Consider the following 23598-nt stretch of genomic DNA (forward strand, 5'->3'; position numbering starts at 1 on the left):
TTGTACATGTTCTATTGCGTTGACTATGTTTGAATATAGCACAGTGCCAAAAAGTTGCTTGTGAAGACGTTAATCTAAGTATAGTCGGTATATAAACGGTGGTCAACGCTTTTTTTGTCTCTTCTTCTTTACAGCTAGTCTGGTTGTTATGGGACAATGATAAATTGAATTGTATTACGACGTATTGTTGACAATAGATGATATGATAGATAATTGATGGGGCTAGTTGATTTAACGTGATGGCCTTCGACCTTCTATCGAAGGGAGGAAGTTGATGAGCGTGTGCCGCTTATTGTGTATTTCTGAGAAGGGCCGATGCTTCCTCTGTTCCCGGCTCTCTTTGCTCCTTATCGTTATTTCCGCACTTTTGATACAGCTTATACCGATTTCATCTGCTCTCATTTCGCCCACTCTGGCGTCTTCTCGTCAAGACTCGCCATCGACGCAACCACAGGATCTTGCACGTGCAGGGGTCTCGGTCGTGCGCTTGCTGATCTCGTACAGTCAAGCGAAGCAGGGATCAGCCCCAGCAACAACGGCCCAATGTACCGGTCTGGGTGTCCTGGTGGGCAGTGGGCTAACTGGCAATCAACAGGTGAACTGGGTGCTAACCGATGCCGGCTTACTTGACACAGGTAAAGCGCAGTGTGTGCCAGCGCATCCAACCGCGACGCTCAGCTCGATTGAAGTTTACATGAGCAGTGCCTACAATAGTCAGCAGCCTGTCTCTCCTATCGCAACCATCGGCGAAGTCGCGTTGAAAGACGCAATTCATACCCAAAACAATCTGGCTCTGCTTTCCTTTGGCAGCTCCTCGATTAAGCTTCTTCCTTTCCTTGATCTTGCGGTCGCCGATCCAACCCCACAGGCGGCCATCTATCTCTCAAAGGATGTCAACTCGGCAATGACGCCCCCTGCTGCAATTAGCGATGCCAAACAGGTGAGCAGCTTCAAGCCTCAGATTCAGCAGTATCTCACCCCTGCCCGCAAAGCCATCACCTCGCAACAGGACTTTATTAGCGTCGAAAAGGAAGCAGGTATGCCTCTTGTGAATAGCACGGGGGAACTGGCAGCTATCACAACAATCAATGGGAAACAGGTCAATAGTACTGATATTAGTAAGCTGTTGCAGACCATTGACGCGATCAAAAATCCTCCCTCCAATGTTGTCCACGACAAATGGAATAACGGCATTACCACCTATTATCGCAGTCAGTATGCTGATGCCGAGCAAGCGTTCAATGCGGCTGCCCAGGCAAATAGCCAGTTTGAGGGGGCGCAGAAATTTGCCCAGATTGCGCACGATGCCGCGCAGAGTGCTGTCGCCAAGCCGAGGTCCACAAGTACACCTGTCCCATCACAGGGAGAGAATATTAATGCGGTTCCTGTGTGGCTTATGTATATGGTAGGATTGCTGCTGATTGCTGCCATACTTATGATAATTTCAGTCTTTGTTCGTTCGCGCGCTCGTAAGCAACAGTTGGAACGCGAATTTGCTCAGGTTGATCGTCAGGCGGCCCTGGAAGCACAGCGCATAATGGAAGAGGAGAGCCAACAGCGGCAAGTGTTAACTCAACAGGCGGCAGCTCCTCCGCAGAGAAATGAGCCATCACCAGCGCAAGATACGTCTCCCGTGAATCTTCAGCAGATATATTGTCCGAATTGTGGTACACGTGTGTTGAAAGGCACTACGCGCTGCCCCAACTGTATGTTTTGGCTTATACAGGGATCTCAAAATTCGGTTCAGCAGGAGCAACCTGTTTCTCGTATAGAACATTCTATTGTGAATTCACGCCCGGTCGCGTCATCTGTCGATAACACGCCTGCTACGGCTGGGATGCCCGAAGTAGTGCTACAACATAGCCCTGATGTGGCAAGCCCCGCCAATTTGATACGAGGAGTATCGGCCCATGAGGAGCCAGAGAAGGTGGTATATGTCCCTGCCATGAAGATAGGAGAAATAAAAGATAGAGGGCGACGCCTGGGCAACTATCGTCTTGTTGGATCGCTGGGGCATGGCGGTTTTGCGGATGTGTATTTAGGGGAGCATGTTTATCTTAAAACGCAGTCGGCGATTAAAGTGCTTCATACACGCCTGTCTAACACTGCATTGCGAGACTTTTTGCATGAAGCACGTACTATTGCAGATCTTGTTCATCCACATATTATAAGAGTGTTAGAGTTTGGCGTGGAGGGCAATGAACCGGATTTGGAAAGCAGCCTTCTAAATGCGGATGGCTGTATACCCTATTTGATTATGGACTATGCTCCCGGCGGCACTTTGCGCGCACGGCATCCTAAAGGGCAACGTTTATCGCTGGCAACTATTTTACCGTATGTCAGAGATGTAGCCGAGGGGCTACAGTATGCTCATGACAAAAAGCTGATCCATCGGGACATCAAGCCTGAGAATATGTTAATTGGGCGGAATAATGAGGTGTTGCTCAGTGATTTTGGCATTGCTGCGGTAGCGCATAGCGAGCATTCAATGAGTACGCAAGAGATGGCTGGTACGATTCCCTATATGGCTCCCGAACAAATATTTGGCAAGCCTCGACCCGCCAGCGATCAATATGCGCTCGGTATTGTTATTTATGAATGGTTATGTGGAAGCCGCCCTTTTCAGGGTTCGCAATGGGAGATTATGGAGCAGCATCGGTCCGCATTCCCTCTGCCGCTCTCTAAAAGAGGTGTCTCAGTACCTACCACCGTTGAAGCCGTCGTAATGAAGGTTCTGGCAAAAGATCCATCACAGCGCTTTGATTCTGTGCGAGCATTTGCCGAGGCATTGGAGCAGGCCAGTTTAACCCGCTAGCTTATGGCCTGCTCGATTGTCACCCTCTGCCGCAGTTCTCCCTGGAGCAGGCGCATTGCTCCTAAAATCGAACTCAGCAAGCTCACTTGCAGGAAGAAAAAGTTGCTACTGCCATTGAAGGCGTGTGGGATTGAGAGCATGAGTAAGATTGTGGGGGCCACGCCCAGGAAGAAGGCTGGCCCGGCTTGCGTTTTCCAACAGGAGGGTCGTAGCCACCAGGCGGCAATTGCCAGATAGAGTGCGGCGGCAGCTGTGGTGCTGGCAAGGCTTGGTAGGAGGCCAATCAATGGCGGAGGAAAGAAAAATCCAGTCAGGGCAAGGCAGCCGCCAATGATGGGTGCAATTTTGAAAAACCAGCGATCCCAGCCGCGAAAAGGCACGCCGTTGGTCGAAAACACAATATAACTGGCGAGCAGGGCTATGTTGGTCGCCGCATTTAAATAGGCAATAGCCGAGAGGCCCGCATCGACGGACAGCAGACCAGCGATAAAGTTGATGGCGGTAAAGATGACCCAGAGACAGGCAAAGCTGCCGCCGATGCGAACCCAGAGCGAGCGCGTACGGATCACAATGGCCACCCAGAGCGCGCCGAGGATGGCGGTGTTACCCAGCAAAATCCACCCGGGCTGGTAGAGGCGATTATCCCAGCCCTGCGTCGTCAGGCTGGCCAGACTGAGGCCAGCCGCTAGCGTCAGGGCAAAAATAACGATAAAAGATGGTGTCCAGATGATGGTTGATCGCTGGCTCGTAAGGGTTGCGTTCTCTTGTTTAGTTGTCGCGACCTCTTCGGATTGTTGGGCGCTTTGAAGCAATGGAGCCTCGTTCTGGTGTACTGACCGGGTAATACTCTCCGCCATACAGACATCTCCTCACATATTGTTGCATGTATGCTGTGTTTTCTAACGAACGGCGTTCATGATTGGGTACAAGTTTCGCCAGATCGCGATGAATGGAGCATAGGCAGGAAAAAATCTCCTGCTATGCTCCATTCAACAGTCCGTTTTCTCTGCCCACCAGTTGAGCGGCTTGTCTGCGGAGTGCTTGTAGTCCTTCGCTAAAGTGGACAGGATATGGTTGTTCAACGTTGAGGGCGCGATACTCAGGAGGGAGTTTTTTCAAGTTCTCCTGAGCCAGTTCGCGAATTTCGGAGAGTGGCGGCAGGCTGCCAGGAATCATCTCGCCGTTGCGCATCACAGGTCGGAGCAGCCGATGATAGCTATCCGGACGCGGCTCGTGAGCCAGCTGGACGATATCTTCCTGCCAGTTGGGATGGCGGTAGATCTCCTTCTTGCCGGGCCAGGTGCTTTTGGCTCCGGCGATCTTCATCTTGGGATATTCTGTCCCAGCCTCGTCAACATACCAGACCTCTTTATAGACGGCACCAAGCGCGCCTCCTGGGATGCCCTGTTCGAGCGAGCCTGCTCCATAGCCAAGCGTTGTCCCAACACCAAAGGAATCGATGGCAGCTCCAGCTTGCACCAGTTCGGTAATTTTCCATTCATCGAGATCGCCGCTCGCCAGGATGCGCACATTCCCAAGATCGGCTTTGTCGAGCTGCTCACGAATGTAGATGCTGTCTGCGACCAGATCGCCACTATCGAGGCGTACTGCCGCCAGCGTGTGGCCTAGTGTCTCTTGAGAGCGCAAAGCTACCTGGATGGCGGTATGAATGGCCTGGCGTTGATCGTAGGTATCCAGCAGCAGGGTATAACGGTTATAGGCGGCGGCGATGGCCTCGAACGCCTCTTCTTCAGTGGGGAACATCTCGATCAGGGCATGGGGAACGGTGCCAGTTGCCGGGAGGCGGAACTCATAGGCGGCGTTCAGCAGCGATGTGCTGGCACAGCCACCGATGTATGATGCGCGAGCAACGGTCATCGGCTCCTGGGCGCGGCGGAAGGCGAACTCAGCGACACGTCGTGTGTGGCCCTGTTCGGCGGCGTAGACGATACGCGATGCTTTGGTGGCGATCAACGTCGAGAGGCCGATAGCCTGAAGCAGTCCGGCTTCGAGCAAAAGAGCCTCGCGAAAGGGCGCGGTAACGCGGATTAATGGTTCGTTGGGGAAGGCAATGGAGCCTTCGGGGAGCGCGAGAATTTCGCCAGTGAAGCGCAACTCTGCCAGTTCATCGAGAAACGCCGCGTCATAGTCGCGAATATGAGCAAGAAATTTCAGTTCTTCGGGCGTGTAGCGAAATGCCTGTACGAATTCCAGAGCTGCTTCCAGTCCGGCAACAAGCAAGTATGCTCCACCAAATGGCGCAGTACGTGTATACAGATCGAATGTGGTAAGGCCGTTGCCTCCACTACGCCAGGAGACATAGGCTGAATCGGGATGGTACATATCGGTCATCAATCCTGGATGAAAACTAGGCGCACGACGATGCATCGCTTTTCCCTCTTTCCCTTCCGCATGGATGGATAGTTCTGTTTGTTATGGCAATGTGAGTTAGTGTACATTGTACCATATCTCCGCAACCCTTTCGCCGCCTATCCTTGCCAATCTCAAGAAGGTACACGGATCAGCCCCGGAAAAGGACGCAAAAGGTGGGGTCGCTCCATTGAATCTCAACGTTTACACGCATTCTGCTGTGCATTGCATTTCGTAGGAGAGCAAGATAGGAGAAGTTTTTTCTGATGATCGAGCGTATGCTATTACCACTTGCAAAATGCTCAGTTTCGGGGCGCTTGCTATTACCTATCAGCCAGACAAAGAATAACCGCCTGGGAGGGGTCGGGCGAGGACAAGCCGTCGGTCGGCTTCCATGTTATGTCACATCCTGCAAATGTACAGGAGAGAGGCTTCTTCCCCACCCGTAGCGACAATGGGAGGTGTGGAGGGGCTGCGGGGGCCTTGCGCTTGTCGCTCTCCCCATCGGCTGGTTCCTCCCTTCTCGCGGGTGCCAGGGGCGATGAAGCGACCTGGGGAGAGCGACAAGCGCAAGGCCCCCGCCAAGATCCCCCAGCCACCCATTGTCGCTACGGGTGAACCCAACATTCTCTGCGCCCATAGCCATTCCTCCTTCACTTGTCGGATGCTCCTCTATTATGTCTGCATATCTATTCCTGGGGAAGATCGAAGTTGAGGATGGCACTGGAAAGCTGCCTGAGTTGGGAGCTGACAGCTTTGTGATGTGGGTTGGGAGAATAGGCTTTCAGATGTTCCTCATTGTCGAAATGCATAACAAAGCCGTAGGTGTAACCTTGATGAGCGTTATGTCTGTTCGCATCTGACTGCACATACAGGATGCCGGGTATCTTTTCTTTAAGCGCTTTGATCTGCTCTAACACTGCGTCCATCTGTTCGGGCGTCGTGTCGGATTTGGGTTGCAGCAAAACGATATGAATGATCATCTGGGTTATATTCCTTTCATGCGCTCTAATGTCCCTACTATCTCTCTTTGAAGGCGCTTCATAGCACGCTCTTTCCCTAATGAGGTGACGCTGAGACGGTCAGACATCTGTTGCAATAGGAGGTCACCACCTTCAAGAGGTTTTGTTGCGTCAAAACGTCGTGGCACGCCTTTTCCAACTGCTTCTAATCGCTCTTCAGGAATATTGAGAATGTCAGCAAGCCGGGAAACCTGTTCTTGTTTATCTAGCTTCCTTTTTCCCCGCTCTATTTGCGATACATATTCCCTTGTAAAGCCCCAGCGCTCCGCCAACTCTCCCTGCGTCCATCTCCTTTGTTTCCTGTAGTAGCGTACTAGCTTCCCAAATGCATTGCTATCCATGAATTTCTCTCAATCTAATGTAACACTAAGTTACATGTAAGTTACATTTGTTTCTTATTTATTGTCTTCTGAAGTAGTCATGTCCCCTCATGAATATAATGTTTAAGCGCCAGACAGCACCTTTTGTGTATAGACGTGTTCAGGGCCATCGTATTGACACATAAGAGCGAGAAAGAATACTGTAGAAGAAAAACAACTAGAGATGGATGCGAGTCATTCGATTAATAGCACATTGAAGAAGAAGGGAAATAGATGCAAGAAATTTGGAAACGTATTGAGGCATGGCTCGGAGCTCATACACCAGAGGTCATGAACAATGTATATGCAGGGGCTGCAGAAGAGGATATCAGGCAGCTAGAAATGAAGCTAGGATACCAGCTCCCTGACGATTTGCGTGATTCTTTGCGCATCCATAATGGCACCGCAAGCTGGTTTGTGGATGGATGGGAGCTACTGAGTGTTGATCGTATCTGGCAAGAGCAACAGGTGCAATTAGAGGTGCTACATGATTTGCAAGAGGAGGCTGGCGAGATCGAGGCAGGGGAGCGTGTCTGGTGGTGGTATCCTCACTGGATTCCTTTTGCCTCCTTTGGCAATGGAGATCTTCTTTGTGTCGAAGTTGATCCCTCATCGGGCGAACAATCTGGACAGATTATTGAGTTCTATCATGAATCGTATAGTCTCTGGATAGCTCCCAACTTTCAAGCGGTGTTATCGGCTTTTGCAGATCATCTTGAGGCGGGAGGGTATGCTCTTGACGAGTTCGGTGGTTTGCGCAGTAAGACCAGGCGGTTCGATGCTGACCACCTTCCTCCAGGCTCACAGCGCATTTACCTCTAGCAGAGGTGCGAGAAGAAGATTTATGCAGTATATTGATTTTTTTAGCACGAGATTTCCGCGCCGAAAGGATGAGGATCATGTTTTATCCAGACCATATAGCTGTCCCTGAAACCCTCTGCACAGAAGAGTTCCTTGTACGGCCATTAAAGGCGACTGATGTTAAGCTTGATTATGATGCGGTGATAACGAGCCGCGCCGAATTGTTCCTGCATAGTGAGGGGAGATGGCCTCGTGAGGGGTTCACCTTGGAAGAAAATCTGGCAGATCTGGTCCGGCATGAGCGAGAGCATCTTGATCGTGTTGCATTCACCTATACCGTTATGAATCCAGCGAAAACGGAGTGTCTGGGTGCCATTTACATTCATCCGCTGAGGCGGTTGCTGCAACGAGCTGATATCTCTGTTGAGCATATTTCAGATGAAAGCGCTTATGTTTCCTTCTGGGTGCGTCAGAGTCATCTCCCGGATAATCTTGATAGGCGGCTACTGCAAGCGCTGATTTCCTGGTTTCAAGCAGAGTGGGCCTTCTCACAGGTGACATTTTTTGCCCGTAAAGCTCAGACCCGCCAGATTCAGTTATTCGAGGATATGGGGATGCGACTTGAGTACACGCTGCCGAAATCGGTTGTGTATCGTTCATCGTAGAAGGGTATCGCGGCGAACCTACCACTTCGATCTGTCCCTTTGCATTATTGTATACCCCTTACAATGATTTTACAGAAACCTGCATTGATTTTACATCTGTGTGCGTTTTTTTTGAAGATCGTGCTTTATCCTATTCAATAGATTGATGATACAGAAAGAACAACAAGGTGTTCAAAAGATTGATAAAAATGCAAAGGGATTATCACTATGTTGTATAAAGATACTGATACAGAGCATCCTTACTACTATCCATATGCGCCTGTGCCAGCACTGGAGACTCCTGTTGACCAGGCTTCTGCGCCTGTGCCAGGAGTGGCATTAGACGATACGCCTCAGCCTCCGCAGGGACCACGAAAACAGAGGCAATCAGGTTGGCGAGCAGGTGCGATCATCGCGCTCGCGCTTGTGATGCTGCTGGTCTTCGGCGTCGGCCTGTTCTCTGGTGTGGTACTCCTCAATAAGCATACAAGTGCCAGCACAACGACGGCATCCACGACAACAGCAACCCCCATCTCCCAGACGCAGCAGGAGGCGGCCATTGCGAAGGTCGAGCCGGCTGTGGTCGAACTCCAGGTCACGACTAACCAGGGCGAGGCAATTGGTTCAGGTGTGATTATCGACACGAACGGTGATATCGTGACCAACAATCATGTCGTTAACGGCGCGCAATCTATGCAGGTGCTTCTGAGCGACGGCACCACCGAGACGGCTCAACTTGTCGGAACGAACGCCGCAAACGATCTGGCTGTCGTGCGAATCGCGCCGTTTGCTCATATGACGGTTGCCACATTTGGTGATTCATCCAAGCTGGCCGTTGGACAGACGGTTCTGGCAATTGGTAATCCATTGGGCATCAATGAGACGGTTACTCACGGCATCGTGAGCGCCTTGAATCGCACCTTGCCAGAATCTAAAGCCGTCACGATTCCAAACGCGATCCAGACCGATGCTTCGATCAACCCCGGCAATAGTGGAGGCGCGTTGATCAACTTGCAGGGACAGGTCATCGGTATTCCAACCCTGACATCCGTTGATCCAGAGTTCAATACTCCCGCCAATGGCGTTGGCTTCGCGATTCCGTCGAATCTTGTCAAAACCGATGTCGCGCAGATTCTCCAGCAGGCAGGATAAAGCGAGATTTGAAGCTATATGTGACAATCTGGATCTGCTCATAACGGCATATTGCGTTTTGAGGATTGGATGAAACAGGCTGTTACTTAAAAATAATGGACTGAGCGAAATATTAAAAAACAACCGTCAAGGCTAACAATCCCTGTACGGTTGTTTTTATTCAAGCATGTTGGCAGCAAACGTGCTATCAAATGCGTTCGTAAGAGGTTAGCGTGCGCTCGTTGACGACATTGCCCGTGTGTTTGGCGGATTTCAGGTCCAGCACCAGCATATGAACCTCTTCTTCGGCGACGGGCATGTGTTCGACCCCCTTTGGAATCACGAAAAGCTCGCCCTCTTGTAGCCAGATATCGCGGTCACGTAATTTTAACAGCAATTTCCCCTTGATGACCATGAAGAACTCGTCCTCGTCTTCGTGCTTGTGCCAAAATAGTTCTCCCTTGAATTTAGCCAGCAGCACATAAGAGTCGTTGTACTCTCCAACGATTTTGGGCGTCCAATGTTGACTGAAAAGTGCGAGCTTGTCCTGTAGATTGACTTTTTCCATGAAAGACCTCTCCTTTTTGTGGTTTCTCTTTAGCAATTTTACGGAGAGCAGCACCTTCTCAACAATTGGCAAAAAAGACAACATATGCTAAATTACTGCCATGCACACCGTTGCTATTCTTGTCTACGATCATATCAATCCCTTTGAACTGGCAGTCGCGACCGAAGTATTTAGCCTGCACCGGCCAGAGTTGGGCGTGGAATGGTATCACACTTTTGTCTGTAGCCCCGAAGCGCGGCCTGTTCCAACACGCGCTGGCTTTAGCATCTCCACGCCGTACACGCTTGTAGATATGGTTCAGGCGGATACGATTATTGTTCCCAGCACAACTCCGGGGAACCTTGCGGTATCAGATCAACTGTTGGAAGCTCTTCGAGAGGTGTATGGGCGCGGCGCTCGACTCGTCAGCTTTTGCACGGGAGCCTTTGTGTTGGCGGCGGCTGGCCTGCTCGATGGGCGGCGCGCAGCAACTCACTGGCAATGGACAAGCTATCTCGCTCAACAATATCCTCGCGTGCAGGTAGATCCCGCCGTTCTCTTCGTTGACGATGGACAGGTGCTTACCTCGGCAGGTACAGCGGCGGCCATCGATCTTGCCCTGTATATTGTGCGAAAAGATTATGGGGCTGAAATCGCCTCTGCTCTGGCCCGACGCATGGTTGTGCCACCGCTGCGTGAGGGAGGACAGGCCCAATACATTCAATCTTCACTGCCTGACCTGCCCGAACATGCCTCGTTTAGCGCGGTCCTCCAATGGATGAAAGAGCATTTACAGGAAGAACTGCCTATTGAACGTCTGGCCGCCGAAATGAACATGAGTCAGCGCACATTCGCGCGGCAGTTTCGCGCAATGACCGGGACAACTCCGCATCAATGGTTGCTGCAACAACGTATCGTGCAGGCTCAATGCCTTCTGGAAAGGACCGACGAGACCATCGAAAGGATCGCGTTTCTCTCCGGCTTCTCCTCTGCTTCCATGTTACGCATCCACTTTCAGCGTTTAGTGCAGACATCTCCGCAAGCATATCGCCAGAGCTTCAATCTCAAAAGAGCCACCAGCATATTGCAGTCAATGCCGTAAGAATCGCGAAATTGTGTTCAAGCAGACAGAGTTAAAACAGGCAATTTTCGGAAGGAGCAACATAATATGGGCAAAAATGACCGTAAAGCCCTTGCAACTTCCCTTTCTTCTGTGCATAATTGCTAGTGTGTGGGCTATTGTACAAATTACACGCAGTGCATGAACAGTCATTCACCCTTTGGCTGCTACAGGGAGGAGTGCAAAGGATCAACCATGTTGTCATCTGACGATCTTACCCAGACAACCGATGAGCTTGTGACCGGCGAGTTGCAAACCGGCGCTCTTGAACGCTTGCCTCGTATACTGGATCGTAAGAGTCTTGTAAGTGAGCGACGACAAAGCATCCTGCACCAGAAGCAAACGACCGATGCTTTGCCCAATTTGACGCCGGATACCCCCAATGCGAAGGTTGCCTGGAGACAGGTGATGCAGTTGCGTGAGGAAAACCGGCGGCTACGCTTCGATCTGGACGAAGCGCAGACAGAATTACAACGGCTGGTTGCAGATTATAAGGCTCTCCAATCCGAGTTTGAGCGGGAAGCCTCGATTATTCACAACGGGCATCAGCAAGAAGTTGAGCATTATCAGAACCTGTTGAGCGAGGCAACGGCGGAGCGCGATCGCTTGCGCGAGGCTCAGCAACAGTTGGAACAGCGTTATCAGGATCTTTATCATTCCTTCCAGGAAACTGTCGATGAAGAGGCGCGCAAAATGGTCTCCGAAGCAACAAAGACCCTGACGCTTTCTCCAGATAGCCGTCCGGTCCTGTTGCAGGAGATGATGGAGACGGTGGAGTCGCAAGTGCGGCGCGTGGAAGATAAGCATCTGGTGGAAGCGTTGTATTTAAAGCGCGAAGTCGAGCGTATGGCGGGGCAGATGGAGCAGAAGCAGCGCGAGCTTGATCAGGAACTTCAGAACTTGCTATCGATGCAACTGACGGTCAGGGAGCAGGCCAAACTGCGTATGAAAGTGCTGCATTCTCGCCTGCATGCTCGGTGGACCGTAAAATCGGTCTCCACAACATTAGGCATCCTCGCGTTGCTGATCGTATTACAGTTTGCGTGTTTAGCTTTCTTTCATGTTCAGGTTGGCTCGAATCTCTCGCTTTCCCTCATCACCCCTATTGTGGTCTGCGTCATCCTGGCCCTCGTATTGACAACCCCCATCAACATGATTAAGCACTTGTATACAGGTGCGCCCCATAAGCGACGGGTAAAAGAGGATCTGTAAGAGAAAATGTTTTATCGCGCTCTTTCCATTCACGGGAGAGCGCGATTTCCCTTCTTTCGTAGTTGCGCGATTTATCGCGCAACTACGAAAGAAGGGTTACATATCTAGCTTTTGGTTTGTATCTCGAATAGCTTGTAAGACTTCTGCGGTATGTTCGCCAAGCCTGGGAGGTGGCGTCGTCATCTGAGCAGGTGTCAGGCTGTAGGTGACAGCTGGACCGACGAGCCGTATTTCTCCGGCGGTAGGATGCGTCATCGTCACGACTTGCTGTGAATGAAGCACCTGTGGATCTTGAAACACCTGATCCATGTGGTTGATAGGAGCGACCGCAATCCCGGCAGCTTCTAGCTTCTCTTCCCACGCGGCCATCGTGTCGGTTTCAAGAACCGCTTCCAGGGCGGGCAGCAGTATGTCACGGTGCTGGACGCGCGCTTCGTTGGTGGCAAAGCGGGGATCGTCGCTCCATTCGGGATGGTTCAGCGCCCGACAGAGGCGCACAAAGAGCCTGTCGTTGGCGGCACCGATAAGAAGATAACCATCGGACGCCTTGAATGCCTGATAGGGAACGATGGAGTTGTGAGCGCTGCCCTGTGGCTCTTGAATCATGCCACCAATGAGATAGTTGCTGGCCGCATTGATCAATGACGCCAGTTCCACGCTGAGCAGCGAGATATCTATTCGTTGTCCCTCCCCCATGCGTTCGCGATGGTAGAGGGCCGCCAGGATGCTTGAGAATGCATGAAGGCCGGTGGCAACATCTGTGAGCGCAACCCCTGTTTTCACTGGCGGCCCGCCTGGAGTGCCAGTAATGCCCATCAATCCGCCCATTGCTGAGACGATCACGTCGTAGCCCGCCCGATCTTTGTAGGGGCCGGTTCGTCCATAGCCAGAGATCGAGCAATAGATCAGGCCAGGATGATGAGGGCGTAGATCGTCATAACTTAGTCCAAGCTGTTCCATTACCCCGGAGCGAAAATTCTCGATGACAATATCGGCTGTCATGATCAATTTGCGTGCCGCCTCCAATCCCTCTTCGGTCCGTAAATCGAGGCAGACGCTCTTCTTATTGCGGTTGATGGCGAGAAAATAGGCGCTTTCGCCCTCCACGAAGGGTGGCCCCCATTTGCGAGTGTCGTCTCCCTGTGGTGACTCGATTTTGAGGACTTCCGCGCCGAGATCCCCTAACATCATCGTACAATAGGGACCGGCAACAACGCGCGTAAAATCGATGACGCGAATGCCTGAAAGCACGCCCATGCTGTGTCTTCTCCTAATTAAGATACAGGTGTTTCGTAACAACAATGATGTGTTTCCCTCTGCTCTTTAGCATACCGTTTCCCCAAACAAATTGTCCAATTGCGCCTGTTTGCATGGCACAAATCTTTGAGGGAGATCGAAAAAATTATCTGAGAGGCGTTGTTTGTACGTATATAGTAGTGAAGACAGTAAAAATTCTGCTGAGGAGAAGATCTCATGACGCAACAGGCACCAGTGGAACAACCGCTCAAGCAACATTCTATCTGGCAGGATGGACGAAAACCTGATCCTTGTGCTGTGGTCATTTTTGGCGCGACCGGCGACCTTGCCCAGCGCAAGTTACTTCCCACCCTGGCTCATCTGACGCATGACCATCCCTTGCCGCAGGGATTTTGTATTGTGGCATTTGCGCGCCGCCCATTATCCGACGAGCAGTGGCGCGAGATGGCTCTGAATGCCGTCAATCAATATATGCCGGAGGACGATAAGTTAGATCACGAGGCCCAGCAAGCCTTTGCGCAACGCCTGTTCTATTGCCAATCGACCTTTGAAGATAAAGATGGCTATGCTCGCCTGGCACAATTATTAGAAAAGCTGGATCGTGAGCAAGGGACGGGCGGTAATCGTATCTTTTATCTGGCGACACCCCCTGAGACTGACCCTGGCATTATTGCGCATCTGGGAGAGGCTGGCCTGTCGCGTGAGCATAATAGTAATCATAATGGCCACAAATCCTGGGCGCGGATCATCATTGAAAAACCGTTCGGACATGATCTGTCGTCAGCACAAAAGTTGAATCGCGATCTGGGCCGTGTTTTCAAAGAGCAGCAGATTTATCGCATTGATCACTATATGGGGAAGGAGACGGTACAGAACATCCTGGCTTTTCGCTTTGCCAACGGGATCTTTGAGCCGCTCTGGAACCGCAACTATATCGATCACGTCCAGATTGTCGTTGCTGAGAGTCTTGGCATCGGTACGCGTGCGGAATTTTACGAAGGCGAGGGAGCCATTCGTGATATTGTGCAGAACCATATCATGCAAGTGCTTTGTCTTACCGCAATGGAGACGCCGGTTGCTTTCGATGCCGAAGCAGTACGCGATGAGAAGGTCAAGTTGCTGCGTGCGATCCCGCCGTTGACACCGGAGGAGGTGGCACAACAGACGGTGCGAGGACAGTATACTGCTGGCGTGGAAGATGGACAAACGGTCAAAGGATATAAGCAGGAAGAGGGCGTCAGTCCTCAATCCACGACCGAAACGTTTGTGGCATTGAAGCTCTTTATTGAGAACTGGCGCTGGGAGGATGTGCCTTTCTATATTCGCACCGGGAAGCGTTTGCCGACCCGCAGTACAGAAGTGACGATCCAGTTTAAGCGCGTGCCACATCTATTGTACAAGCCAGACGAGACGCGTGGATTGGTACCAAATCGCCTGACCCTGCGCATTCAGCCAGACGAGGGTATATCACTGAAGATCGGGGCAAAAGTGCCGGGGGCAGAACGTAATTTGCGCTCCGTAGACATGGGATTTTCTTATAGTTCCGCATTTGGCATTCAGTCGCCTGATGCCTATGAGCGGTTGATCGCTGACTGCATGCTGGGCGATTCGACTCTGTTCATTCGGCGCGATGAGATCGAGGCGTCGTGGCGGATTATCGATAGCATCACTAATGCCTGGAAAGGGATGTCTGACGACACCGTGTATCCCTATCAGGCTGGCACCTGGGGACCGAAGCAGGCCGAAACCTTGATTGAAAACGATGGGCGTGACTGGGATAACCCTAGCTGATCCTTTAACCCTAATTGAAGGGTTTTGCTCATAGACGAGCGATTTATCGCGGGGAAGCTTGTGGAGCAGCTCCGCGATAAATCGCTCGTCTATGATATATAGCGAAATCCTAAAGGAGTGTGTCCTTTTGTTCTGCTTGTTGATGCACCCACAAAAACTCGTTAATGCCTCTCGATGTTAAGATAAACCTTAAGAGTGGAGGGTAGGCAGCTAGTGCCTGTGACGCGGGGATAATTTCGGGCCTTTCCAGCACATATTCTTTGCCTTGTGTCTTGAGGGTACACGTTCCAGTTGCCATCACGTTGAGGCACCAATCAACCGTATTCGCATTTCCATAAAGCAATGCGATCACAAAACCGTCGCCGAGTGGGTATGCGCTGAGAGGAAGAGCATATTCTCGTCCACTCTTGCGCCCAACGTGCTTGAGGAGAGAGTACGCACGCAAAGGCCCGCCGGCAATCTTGAGAAAGAGTGCATTCGATCTTCTATTGAGTTGACGGCGAGAGCGTGATTCTACCTCTTTTTTGCCCTGTATATTTTCCATCGTTTTCCCTGCTTTCTATCGGATCTTGCGTTTGTGAAACAGCGTTGACAGCTGGACCGTTTTGTTAGACCATAGACTGTGAGTAACGGCCTGCCTTTTGTTCAGTGTAGCCTTGTTGCAAGCTGGGAACAAGAAACAATTGGGGAGAACTGTTACATACGTAACAAGGAGCGCAAAATGTCACAAATCCCCGGCGATTTGCGGGTAAGGCGCACGCAAAAGCTCATCTGGGATGCTTTTATTGTCCTGGTAGAAGAGCGTAGTTTTGATGCCATCACGGTTGGCGAAATTACGAGTCGGGCGATGGTCAGTCGAACCGCGTTTTACCGATATTATCAGGACAAATATGATCTGGTTGAGAAGATGTTTGAAGAGATCGTCAGGAGCGTTAACAGTGAAATGGACCTCTTTCGCCGGGATGTTGTTGATGCTTTTGATGGGCAATACAGACCAAAATCCTGGAAGCAACTTTTCGAGTATGCTGAAGCGCTGACTGTCCCGGAGCCGCTGGTCACGTTCTTTGAACATGTTATAGAATATGAGCAGCTCTATCGGGCGCTACTTGGCAAAAAGGGAAGTTCCTGGTTTGTGACGAGAATGCGTGAATATCTCGCTGAAATAATCGGTGAACGCCTTCAGGAGCTTGTTATGATGCTCAATAGAAAGCCTCTCGTCGAGGCTCGTGCGTTCGCAGATGGATTTGTGGCAACCCTGATAGCCGCGCAGTTTGTCGCCGCCATTACCTGGTGGCTGGAACAGGAAAAGCCGTACACCCCCCACCAGATCGCAACATACTGTTACCGCACGATGTGTTCGCTTCTCAAGGATGTCCACACGTGGGATGAGAAGTGAAAGGGGACGCCAGGATGCCCCCTTTCACTGGATTGTTGATTAACTGAGTAGCTCTTCCATTTGTGAGAGGTGAGCCTCGAACAACTGGAATGCCTGTCGCACCGGTTCGGGTGTGGCCATATCGACACCGGCCTTTTGCAGCAGGTTGATGCTGTAATCGGACGAGCCGGAGCTGAGGAACTTCAGGTAGCGGTCCACAGCTGGCTGACCCTCATGCATGATCTTCTGGACCAGAGATGCGGCGGCAGAGATACCCGTTGCGTACTGATAGACGTAGAAGTTGTAGTAGAAGTGAGGGATGCGTGCCCATTCGATGCCGATCAGATCATCGATGACGGCTTCACCTCCATAGTACTTCTCGTTGAGCGCGGCATACATTGCCGTCAGTGCGTCGGCGGTCAGCGGCTCTCCCTGCTCGGCGCTGTTATGAATCTCCTGCTCAAACTCTGCGAACATCGTCTGACGGAACAGTGTGCCGCGAATATCTTCTAGCGAATGATTCAGGATAGCCAGGCGCACGGCTGGATCTTTGGTATTGCGCAGGAGATATTCGGTGAGCAACCCCTCGTTGAGCGTTGAGGCAACCTCTGCAACGAAGATGGTGTAGTCGCCATACTGGTACGGTTGATGGCTGCGAGTATAGAACGAGTGCAGCGAGTGGCCTAGCTCATGAGCCAGGGTGTACATGCTGTCGCGCTTGTTCTGGAAATTGAGCAGCACAAATGGGTGAGTTCCATAGGCACCACCGCTATAGGCACCGCCGCGCTTGCCGGGGGTCTCGTAGACATCGATCCAGCGCTGTGCAAAGCCTTGCTTCAGATTATTGATATAATTCTCTCCCAGAGGAGCCAGCGCCGCCACAACTGTATCGCACGCCTCTTTATATGTAATCTCGTCGGTTGTTTCCTCAACAATCGGCACATAGAGATCATACATATGCAGCTCGTCGAGCGCGAGCATCTTTTTGCGCAGCTTCATGTAGCGATTGAGCAAGGGAATATGCTCGCTCACCGTTGCGATCAGATTATCATAGACGCTCACGGGAATATTGTAGCGAGAGAGTGCGCGTTCGCGGCTGGAGCTATAGTTGCGTTGACGGGTATAGAAGACATCAACCTTGACCTGGGCCGAGAGAGTGGCGGCGATGGTGTTGCGCTGTTTGAGGAACGTGCCGTGCAGCGCCTCAAACGCATCTTTGCGCACGCGGCGATCCTGACTGCGAATATAGGTGAGATAGTTGCCCTGAGTGAGTTCCACCTCTTCGCCAGCCTCATTTTTGATGTTGGGCAGCTTCAGATCGGCGTTATCGATCATGGAGAAGATCGAATCGGGCGCATCGCTGATCTCGCCCACAGCTGCCAGCACCGCTTCAACCTCTGCGGAACGGATATGTGGACGTTTGAGGTTGAGATCGTCAAGCTGGTGTTTGTAGAGAGCCAGGCCGGGCGTGCCCTGTAGATACTGATCAAGCGTCTCTTGAGGCAAAGCCAGGAGTTCAGGCTCAATATACGACGCGGCGGTGGTCGCGCGGACGTACAATTGTGTGGCACGGTCCGCCATGCCTTGATAGAGTCCGTTGGTCGTATCTTCGTCTTTGCGCATCGAAGCATAGACATAGAGGCGTTCAAGCACCTCGAAGATCTCATCACGTTTTTGCAGGACGTTGAGCAGTGCCTCTCCGCTCTGGGCCAGGGTTCCCTTCAGCGCTTCAAGGTCCGGGATGCGGTTCTGCAATGTCTGAAAATCCTGCTCCCAGTTATCGTTACGAGTAAAAATGCTTTCGAGATTCCATTTAAACTCTGTTGGAATTTCATCACGAGTCTTAAATGTTTGCAATGTTTGTACTGCCTTTCGTATAAATGCACTGACAAACCAAAATTCCCTGCGGTGTTCTCATCATATCATACTGGATCAGGTTATCAGCATGATAGAAGTCGTTTAATTTTGCGATGTGAACACAGTTTCAGGTATATGTGTATGAATAAGACTGCAACCAGAGAGCGACATCCCTGGTTGCAGTGGCGACTATTCATGCTCTTCTAGAGCGCTTATTCTTCGAGATGCTCTTCGAGAATGAGATCCTCGCGGCCTCCCCACTTGTCCAGGAAACGGTAGAAGTTGCGCTTGGTTAAGCGGGTTCGTTCTGCATCCGACAGGGTGGCGTCCTGTATGGTTGGATGGCAGACGAGCGGCAGATCTGGCGTGACCACTGCCTGCACTCCCTGGTCGCGGAGCGCGAAGTTGAAATCGATATCCATGTAATGCGGATAGCGGTAGCGCTCGTCGAAGAGGCCAGCACGTTTAAGCAGTGAACGCTTGAAGACCAGGCAGAGGCCATCAATGACCTCAACTTCCGGCTCCTGGCTCTCTTCAAAATGGCGCAGATCGTACGTACATAGACCGCGCAAGCCTGTCACGCCTATTTGATCGGTCGCGAGCGTCTTTTCTAATGGCGCGAAGATATCTCCGGTCAGTTCGATACTGGCATCCAGCAGCAGGATGTAGCGTCCGCGACACTGTTTCAGACCAACGTTGTACGCTTCAGCTGCCCCCATTGCGCGAGATGTACGCAGGAGATGGAGGCGCGGCTCTCGCTGTTGAATCGCTATTACCCAGAGATCGATATCGTCCTGGGAAGCGTTATCGATCAGTAGAATTTCCAGGCTGGTATCTCCAGCATAACGCAATACGCTCTCGATGCAGCGGCGCGTCTGATCGGCGTTATTACGTCCTACAAGAAGGACAGAAAAGAGGCAGGTATCCGGTTCATCGATCATTGAAGGTAATTGGCGCGCAATGCGATATTCTTTCCCATCAACTTCGACACCTGGCAGGATCACCAGATGAGCACCTCTGGGATTATCTTTCACGGCATAGCCTGCATCCTCGATCTGGCGCTTGAGAACGTCGGCTCGCTCGTATTGACCTCTGCGGCGGAGGAGATCACGCTCATGAGAGAGAGCGAGGATTTCGGGTGGAATGCTATGGCGATACGGGCGAATAGTCATATAGTGTGTCCTTCCTTGCTACATAAAACTCTAGCCACAAGTAACCCGCTACCAACCAGATGCGAAGATATCGCCGCGCGGGTGGTAGCGTCTTAGTTATTGTTTTGCTAACATGTTCATCAACATCGCTCTGTCCGCCTTGTTCTATTGCTGATCCTTCTGCTGGTGTGGGCGTTTCTCGCCCGCTACACCAGCGAGGGGTTGAGATTGCTTACTGTACGTTCAACTCAAAGTCTATCATAGCTGAAGACAATTGTACATGAATTTGTGGGTGCGCGTCCCTCCTACTGTGGCAAGCACTGGCTCTGCGCGGAGCGCATGGTGGAACTCCAATTCTGGAGATTACAAACTCATTTTTCACAGTATAACATATTGCTCTGTTGCAGCTGGAAATGATGGAAATACCCTTCAGGATCGTATGGCAATTTTGATGCCCTGGCGAGATCGCAATGTTTCCAGTGCTTGTGCATACTCTTCCAGCGCAAACTCATGCGTGATGACCTCATCTACTTTTACCTGCTTGCTTTCTAGGTACAGCAAGGCGCGGTCGAAGCTATGGGTTTGAGCAAAAGAACCAGTAATGGTCAATTGTTTCTTGAAGATATCATACGGACTCCAACTGATGCGTGCTTGCTCGGGATAGACACCGTACACGACGAGCTGACCACCCATCCGGGTATAGTCGATGGCTTCGGTGCAGAGGGAGGGAACCCCGGTTGCTTCGATGACACAATCAAAGCCATGTCGGTGGGTACGCAACAGGTGTTCGCGGTGAGCAGTGGCGGCGTTGCGATCTATTGGAACGACCTCATCGGCTGCCAGACGTGAGACCAGATCGAGCTTTGGCCCGGCAGGTGCGGCGACGGTAAGATGGGCTGCGCCATTGAGCTTGAGCAGTTGGGCCAGGATGATACCAGTTGGTCCGGCACCGAACAGCAGCACTTTGCTGCCTGGTTTCAGCGCAATCATGTCCATGCCATGAATAGCACATGCGGTTGGCTCGACCAGAGCGGCCTCGCGCCAGGATAGATTCTGAATGGGGAAGACTTTTTCAGCTTTGATCGCGACATAGTCGGCCTGCCCACCGGCAGCGTTGCAGCCATGTGAGAGGAAGTTTTCGCAGAAGAGGGGCTGATCTCGTCGGCAGTAGAAGCAATGGCCGCATAGTTCGGTATTGTCACAAACGACCCGATCTCCAACCTGGATATTGTTGACGAGGGAGCCAGTGGAGACGACCTCGCCGGCGAATTCGTGGCCTGGAATGAGAGGAAACTCTGCCAGAAATTCGCCTTCGTGAATATGGAGATCAGTTCCGCAGATGCCGCAAGATCGCACACGAATCAATACCTCGTCGGGCTGGATCTCCGGTGTTGGTACATCCTGGTAGTCAAACTGTCGTGGAGCGCTGTACACAATTGCTTTCATTACCTACCCCCTGCTCACATCTATGGTGTTGTTGATAGATGTCTCTCGTCGTTGAAGAAATCGGGAGACGTGATCGCCTGAACCATTCAGGTTATCTTACGTTATAATCATACTATCCAATAAACTTTTCTGCCAGGAGAGCACCAGCTGGTGTAAAGGATCACATAAGGTGGGAAGCGTTGTGAGGTTGTTGCGAAGGGGGATTAAGAAGAATTTTTGAAAAGGGCGAGGCAGATACTTTCGGGCGTATCTGCCTCGCAATATGATGCACCTATACACAAGTTTGCCGTTCTAGTGGATAGTGCAGTACCATAAAGAGCTATTCTTATTGTCGCATGTAAAAATGGTAATCCGCTGCTGGCAATCTTACAATTGTTTCTTCTGTTGTTCTGCAAGCTCTTTGACGCGCTGAACATGTTCTTTGTGGCAGACAAGGGTCATATCATCCATCTCCACAACAATTACGTCCTCCAATCCAATGGTATATACCTGGCGTTGTGTGTTGTTGTAGACCACGATATTCTGGCTGCCCAGCCCTGTGTGGGAGCCGACGGACCTGATGCCCAGTGCATCGCCGGGGAAGAGGCTGCCATATTGGTCCCAGTTGCCAACATCGTTCCAACCGAGATTGGCCGGGATAACGACGAGGTTGCTGGTCTTTTCAAGAATGCCGTAATCGATAGAAATACTTTGAATGGTTGGCCAGATGGCATTGAGGACTGCGCTGGCATCCTGCGTCTCCATTGCATCAACAATGCTCTGCACTTTTTGGGCGACATCGGGTAAATGCTCGCGGAATTCGTTCAGAATGGCCTCGACCTTCCAGATAAAAATACCCGCATTCCAGACATAGTGCCCATCGGCGAGATAGCTTTGTGCGGTGGCGAGATTGGGTTTCTCGACGAAGCGCTCGGCCAGAAACGCTTTATGTCCGTGTCCCTCGTCCACCTCGTCGGCAAAGCGGATGTAGCCATAGCCCGTCTCAGGCGTGGTTGGCTGAATGCCTATCGTGACAAGATAGCCCTGTTCCGCCAGTTCATAGGCCAGCTGAAGGGTGCGCCGAAATGTCTCAACCTCAGTAATCATGTGGTCAGCACTGAAAATCGCCATGACGCCCTCTGGATCTTTGCGGGCAATCGTGGCGGCGGCCCAGGCAATGGCAGGTGCCGAATTGCGCCCCATTGGTTCGAGCAGCAAATGCTCAACCGGGACAGTCGGAAGATGCTCCAATACCAACCCGGCCATGTGTTGTCCTGTGACCACCCAGGATTGTTCGGGGGTCGTCAACGGGGCAACGCGTGCCAGAGTCTCTTGAATCATGCTGTTGCCATTGGGAAGTGGGAGAAACTGCTTGGGGAAGCTTGGCGTGCTGAGCGGCCATAATCGAGTCCCACTTCCACCAGCCAGAATTACGGCGTTAAAGTGTTTCATGCCAGGTAGGTCTCCTCTATAATGATGCGGTTATTGCTCTTCGTGCCTGCGCATAAACCTTCTCTAGTTCATGCGTCCATGCAGGGATTGTATCGGGGTTTAAGCATCGTGTCAAATGTCTGTGAGGAATGAGTACCGTATTGTGGACGTTCTGCCCATAATGGAAAAAGGGCATCCCAACATGGGATGCCCTGGGGATAAGTGAGTGCTAATCGAGTGCGACGGGGACGGGCTGTTCTGCTGTGACCGATACTGGCTGCTCTGGCTGGACTACAACCTTTTTAGTAGTGCTGGTTGAGCGACGGGCCAGTTGCTCTGGCGAGACGCGATAGACATCGCTGACCAGCCCGATCCGTTCGAGGGTCCAGATGAGGTAGCCGGAAAGGTCAAATTGCCACCAGTGGAGGCCGTGAAAGGCAGAGCGGGGGAAGGCATGATGGTTGTTGTGCCAGCCCTCGCCCATCGCGAGCAAGCCGATCAGCCACTCGTTGCGGCTCTGATCGTTGGTCTCAAACTCGCGTTTCCCGAAGGTGTGGCAGACAGAGTTCACGCTCCAGGTGACATGGTGCGCCAGGAAAATGCGGACCAATCCGCCCCATAACAGTCCGCTCCATCCGCCAATCGCAAAGGGGATAAGCAGTGAGAGCGCAACCCATAAAAGGAATGTACGGCTGACAAACATAACAATGGGATCTTTGAGCAGGTGGCGACAATAGATTTCTGGATCGGCCATTCTATCCTTGAAGAGCCAGCCCAGATGAGCGTGGAAAAAACCTTCTACAGGGCTATGAGGATCGCCTTCACGATCTGATTGAGCATGATGTTTTACATGTGTGGCCGTCCACTCAAGCGCCGGACCTTCCAGGGCCATTGAGCCAAGCACGAGGAAGATAAATTTCACGACCGGGTGAGGTTGGAAACTGCGATGCGTTAACATGCGGTGATAACCAACGGTGACGCCGAGAGCTACGAGGGTATACAACACCAGCATCAGCGTGATGTCTGACCAGTGAACGGCGCGGTTCCAGAGCAGGTAGATTGCGTACATGGTAGCAATCAGGGGACCAACGACAGCCACGAGGACTGCGGCCTTGTAGAGGTTACTCGAATTCATGTAGAAAGCAACACCTTTTCAATTTTAAAGAGGGCGTTGCCTCTCCTTTCTCAATACATTCCATTGTTTTATAGGAGGAGCATAGAGCTGCTCAGACCATACTTGCTGATGTCTGTAATTCCAGTCTGCCTGTTTTCATCGTCATCGTCTGGACT

Annotated in this window: 21 protein-coding genes; 8 read left to right on the forward strand and 13 right to left on the reverse strand. The window is 51.6% G+C overall.

Annotated elements, in window-relative coordinates:
• Window positions 1-274 precede the first annotated feature (274 nt).
• Complete coding sequence (locus K3T83_RS34165; RefSeq protein WP_220207386.1) at window positions 275-2815, forward strand: serine/threonine protein kinase; 2541 nt, start codon at window positions 275-277, stop codon at window positions 2813-2815.
• Here K3T83_RS34165 and K3T83_RS34170 read toward each other — a convergent pair.
• The 5 genes from K3T83_RS34170 to K3T83_RS34190 all read right to left on the reverse strand — a co-directional run bounded on the left by K3T83_RS34170 (window position 2812) and on the right by K3T83_RS34190 (window position 6548).
• On the reverse strand, window positions 2812-3672 hold the full coding sequence (locus tag K3T83_RS34170; RefSeq protein ID WP_220207387.1) for a hypothetical protein: 861 nt from the start codon (window positions 3670-3672) through the stop codon (window positions 2812-2814). The two genes, K3T83_RS34165 and K3T83_RS34170, sit on opposite strands and share 4 nt — an antisense overlap.
• A 121-nt stretch (window positions 3673-3793) precedes the next feature.
• Window positions 3794-5203, reverse strand: coding sequence for a nicotinate phosphoribosyltransferase (locus tag K3T83_RS34175; protein ID WP_220207388.1), 1410 nt, complete (start codon window positions 5201-5203; stop codon window positions 3794-3796).
• A 379-nt stretch (window positions 5204-5582) separates the two neighbouring features.
• The gene (locus K3T83_RS34180; RefSeq protein ID WP_220207389.1) at window positions 5583-5825 is read right to left on the reverse strand and encodes a hypothetical protein; all 243 of its coding nucleotides are present in this window, start codon (window positions 5823-5825) and stop codon (window positions 5583-5585) included.
• A 49-nt stretch (window positions 5826-5874) separates the two neighbouring features.
• Window positions 5875-6168, reverse strand: a complete 294-nt coding sequence (locus tag K3T83_RS34185) for a Dabb family protein (protein WP_220207390.1) — start codon at window positions 6166-6168, stop codon at window positions 5875-5877.
• Window positions 6169-6173: 5 nt separating this feature from the next.
• On the reverse strand, window positions 6174-6548 hold the full coding sequence (locus K3T83_RS34190; RefSeq protein ID WP_220207391.1) for a helix-turn-helix domain-containing protein: 375 nt from the start codon (window positions 6546-6548) through the stop codon (window positions 6174-6176).
• Window positions 6549-6800: 252 nt separating this feature from the next.
• Between K3T83_RS34190 and K3T83_RS34195 the strand changes: the two genes are divergently transcribed.
• The 3 genes from K3T83_RS34195 (at window position 6801) to K3T83_RS34205 (ending at window position 9163) form a co-directional block, all read left to right on the forward strand.
• Window positions 6801-7388 (forward strand): SMI1/KNR4 family protein, encoded by a 588-nt coding sequence (locus tag K3T83_RS34195; protein WP_220207392.1) that lies wholly within the window; start codon window positions 6801-6803, stop codon window positions 7386-7388.
• 77 nt (window positions 7389-7465) lie between these two features.
• A complete protein-coding gene (locus tag K3T83_RS34200; protein WP_220207393.1) occupies window positions 7466-8032 on the forward strand; it encodes a GNAT family N-acetyltransferase in 567 nt (188 codons plus the stop codon).
• A gap of 207 nt (window positions 8033-8239) precedes the next feature.
• On the forward strand, window positions 8240-9163 hold the full coding sequence (locus tag K3T83_RS34205) for a S1C family serine protease (RefSeq protein ID WP_220207394.1): 924 nt from the start codon (window positions 8240-8242) through the stop codon (window positions 9161-9163).
• 187 nt (window positions 9164-9350) lie between these two features.
• Here K3T83_RS34205 and K3T83_RS34210 read toward each other — a convergent pair whose 3' ends face one another.
• Complete coding sequence (locus tag K3T83_RS34210; RefSeq protein ID WP_220207395.1) at window positions 9351-9710, reverse strand: cupin domain-containing protein; 360 nt, start codon at window positions 9708-9710, stop codon at window positions 9351-9353.
• 100 nt (window positions 9711-9810) lie between these two features.
• On the opposite strand from K3T83_RS34210, the gene K3T83_RS34215 reads away from it, so the two are divergent.
• Together K3T83_RS34215 and K3T83_RS34220 are read left to right on the forward strand one after the other, a co-directional pair.
• Window positions 9811-10791 (forward strand): GlxA family transcriptional regulator, encoded by a 981-nt coding sequence (locus tag K3T83_RS34215; protein WP_220207396.1) that lies wholly within the window; start codon window positions 9811-9813, stop codon window positions 10789-10791.
• Between the two features lie 213 nt (window positions 10792-11004).
• Complete coding sequence (locus tag K3T83_RS34220) at window positions 11005-12021, forward strand: monovalent cation/H(+) antiporter subunit G (RefSeq protein WP_220207397.1); 1017 nt, start codon at window positions 11005-11007, stop codon at window positions 12019-12021.
• 96 nt (window positions 12022-12117) lie between these two features.
• Here K3T83_RS34220 and K3T83_RS34225 read toward each other — a convergent pair whose 3' ends face one another.
• Window positions 12118-13278: a CaiB/BaiF CoA transferase family protein gene (locus K3T83_RS34225; protein WP_220207398.1), complete on the reverse strand. Its 1161-nt coding sequence runs from the start codon at window positions 13276-13278 to the stop codon at window positions 12118-12120.
• Between the two features lie 216 nt (window positions 13279-13494).
• Between K3T83_RS34225 and zwf the strand changes: the two genes are divergently transcribed.
• Window positions 13495-15069, forward strand: coding sequence for a glucose-6-phosphate dehydrogenase (gene zwf, locus K3T83_RS34230; protein WP_220207399.1), 1575 nt, complete (start codon window positions 13495-13497; stop codon window positions 15067-15069).
• A 109-nt stretch (window positions 15070-15178) separates the two neighbouring features.
• Here the strand turns inward: zwf and K3T83_RS34235 are convergent, their stop codons facing one another.
• On the reverse strand, window positions 15179-15613 hold the full coding sequence (locus K3T83_RS34235) for a PNPOx family protein (protein WP_220207400.1): 435 nt from the start codon (window positions 15611-15613) through the stop codon (window positions 15179-15181).
• Window positions 15614-15790: 177 nt separating this feature from the next.
• Between K3T83_RS34235 and K3T83_RS34240 the strand changes: the two genes are divergently transcribed.
• Window positions 15791-16465, forward strand: coding sequence for a TetR/AcrR family transcriptional regulator (locus tag K3T83_RS34240; protein WP_220207401.1), 675 nt, complete (start codon window positions 15791-15793; stop codon window positions 16463-16465).
• Window positions 16466-16504: 39 nt separating this feature from the next.
• On the opposite strand, the gene pepF is transcribed toward K3T83_RS34240, so the two are convergent.
• The 5 genes from pepF to K3T83_RS34265 form a co-directional block, all read right to left on the reverse strand.
• Window positions 16505-18301: an oligoendopeptidase F gene (pepF, locus tag K3T83_RS34245; protein WP_220207402.1), complete on the reverse strand. Its 1797-nt coding sequence runs from the start codon at window positions 18299-18301 to the stop codon at window positions 16505-16507.
• Window positions 18302-18513: 212 nt separating this feature from the next.
• Window positions 18514-19473, reverse strand: coding sequence for a glycosyltransferase family 2 protein (locus tag K3T83_RS34250; RefSeq protein ID WP_220207403.1), 960 nt, complete (start codon window positions 19471-19473; stop codon window positions 18514-18516).
• 408 nt (window positions 19474-19881) lie between these two features.
• A complete protein-coding gene (locus tag K3T83_RS34255) occupies window positions 19882-20898 on the reverse strand; it encodes a zinc-dependent alcohol dehydrogenase family protein (protein ID WP_220207404.1) in 1017 nt (338 codons plus the stop codon).
• 366 nt (window positions 20899-21264) lie between these two features.
• Complete coding sequence (locus K3T83_RS34260) at window positions 21265-22329, reverse strand: mannose-1-phosphate guanylyltransferase (RefSeq protein WP_220207405.1); 1065 nt, start codon at window positions 22327-22329, stop codon at window positions 21265-21267.
• A gap of 208 nt (window positions 22330-22537) precedes the next feature.
• Window positions 22538-23443 (reverse strand): acyl-CoA desaturase, encoded by a 906-nt coding sequence (locus K3T83_RS34265; RefSeq protein ID WP_220207406.1) that lies wholly within the window; start codon window positions 23441-23443, stop codon window positions 22538-22540.
• Window positions 23444-23598 lie beyond the last annotated feature (155 nt).

It is taken from the genome of Reticulibacter mediterranei, assembly GCF_016587455.1.

Bases quoted from the DNA above. Each gene is read 5' to 3' on its own strand.
- K3T83_RS34185 (WP_220207390.1), bottom strand. From the start codon at position 6,168: ATGATCATTCATATCGTTTTGCTGCAACCCAAATCCGACACGACGCCC.
- K3T83_RS34260 (WP_220207405.1), bottom strand. From the start codon at position 22,329: ATGAAACACTTTAACGCCGTAATTCTGGCTGGTGGAAGTGGGACTCGA.
- K3T83_RS34220 (WP_220207397.1), top strand. From the start codon at position 11,005: ATGTTGTCATCTGACGATCTTACCCAGACAACCGATGAGCTTGTGACC.
- K3T83_RS34175 (WP_220207388.1), bottom strand. From the start codon at position 5,203: ATGCATCGTCGTGCGCCTAGTTTTCATCCAGGATTGATGACCGATATG.
- K3T83_RS34235 (WP_220207400.1), bottom strand. From the start codon at position 15,613: ATGGAAAATATACAGGGCAAAAAAGAGGTAGAATCACGCTCTCGCCGT.
- K3T83_RS34205 (WP_220207394.1), top strand. From the start codon at position 8,240: ATGTTGTATAAAGATACTGATACAGAGCATCCTTACTACTATCCATAT.
- K3T83_RS34165 (WP_220207386.1), top strand. From the start codon at position 275: ATGAGCGTGTGCCGCTTATTGTGTATTTCTGAGAAGGGCCGATGCTTC.
- K3T83_RS34265 (WP_220207406.1), bottom strand. From the start codon at position 23,443: ATGAATTCGAGTAACCTCTACAAGGCCGCAGTCCTCGTGGCTGTCGTT.
- K3T83_RS34215 (WP_220207396.1), top strand. From the start codon at position 9,811: ATGCACACCGTTGCTATTCTTGTCTACGATCATATCAATCCCTTTGAA.
- K3T83_RS34240 (WP_220207401.1), top strand. From the start codon at position 15,791: ATGTCACAAATCCCCGGCGATTTGCGGGTAAGGCGCACGCAAAAGCTC.
- K3T83_RS34250 (WP_220207403.1), bottom strand. From the start codon at position 19,473: ATGACTATTCGCCCGTATCGCCATAGCATTCCACCCGAAATCCTCGCT.
- K3T83_RS34255 (WP_220207404.1), bottom strand. From the start codon at position 20,898: ATGAAAGCAATTGTGTACAGCGCTCCACGACAGTTTGACTACCAGGAT.
- K3T83_RS34225 (WP_220207398.1), bottom strand. From the start codon at position 13,278: ATGGGCGTGCTTTCAGGCATTCGCGTCATCGATTTTACGCGCGTTGTT.
- K3T83_RS34180 (WP_220207389.1), bottom strand. From the start codon at position 5,825: ATGGGCGCAGAGAATGTTGGGTTCACCCGTAGCGACAATGGGTGGCTG.
- K3T83_RS34200 (WP_220207393.1), top strand. From the start codon at position 7,466: ATGTTTTATCCAGACCATATAGCTGTCCCTGAAACCCTCTGCACAGAA.
- K3T83_RS34195 (WP_220207392.1), top strand. From the start codon at position 6,801: ATGCAAGAAATTTGGAAACGTATTGAGGCATGGCTCGGAGCTCATACA.
- K3T83_RS34190 (WP_220207391.1), bottom strand. From the start codon at position 6,548: ATGGATAGCAATGCATTTGGGAAGCTAGTACGCTACTACAGGAAACAA.
- zwf (WP_220207399.1), top strand. From the start codon at position 13,495: ATGACGCAACAGGCACCAGTGGAACAACCGCTCAAGCAACATTCTATC.
- K3T83_RS34170 (WP_220207387.1), bottom strand. From the start codon at position 3,672: ATGGCGGAGAGTATTACCCGGTCAGTACACCAGAACGAGGCTCCATTG.
- K3T83_RS34210 (WP_220207395.1), bottom strand. From the start codon at position 9,710: ATGGAAAAAGTCAATCTACAGGACAAGCTCGCACTTTTCAGTCAACAT.